The sequence below is a fragment of the Aromatoleum evansii genome (genome assembly GCF_012910805.1).
Taxonomy (GTDB): Bacteria; Pseudomonadota; Gammaproteobacteria; order Burkholderiales; family Rhodocyclaceae; genus Aromatoleum; species Aromatoleum evansii.
In genome coordinates, this window is the sequence record NZ_WTVK01000324.1 from 1 (window position 1) to 381 (window position 381).

At 69.6% G+C, this 381-nt stretch carries 2 protein-coding genes; both read right to left on the bottom strand.

Annotated elements, in window-relative coordinates; translation table 11 throughout:
* On the bottom strand, positions 1-144 hold a 144-nt coding region (locus GO615_RS30185; protein WP_211167463.1), incomplete at its 3' end, for a (d)CMP kinase.
* A gap of 11 nt (positions 145-155) precedes the next feature.
* Positions 156-381, bottom strand: a 226-nt coding sequence (locus GO615_RS30190; protein ID WP_211167462.1) for a hypothetical protein, incomplete at its 5' end; no start/stop codon positions are given.

The following is a 381-nucleotide window of genomic DNA, read 5'->3' on the forward strand; positions in this document are numbered from 1 at the left end:
GTACCAGGTGAGCGCGCGATACATCGCGCCCGTGTCGAGGTAGCCGATGCCGAGGTGCGCCGCCACCTTCTTGCTCACACTCGACTTGCCCGAACCTGAGGGCCCGTCGATCGCTACCCGGATGCCGTTCGCCACGCTTGTCATGAACGCAGATTCTAGGCGGTCTCGACGAGGTGGGCGGCCCACCCCCGCGCGCTGAGCGCGCTGACGAGGGTCTGAGCGCGCAGCGGCACGACGCTGAGCTCGAGCAGACCGGCGGCGACGGCGTCGTCGTGCTCGAGGCGCATGTCCTCGACGCTGATGCCGGTCTCCCCCACGTCCGTGAACACGCGACCGAGCGCACCCGGCTCGTCGGGGATGACGACGGCGACGCTCGCGTAC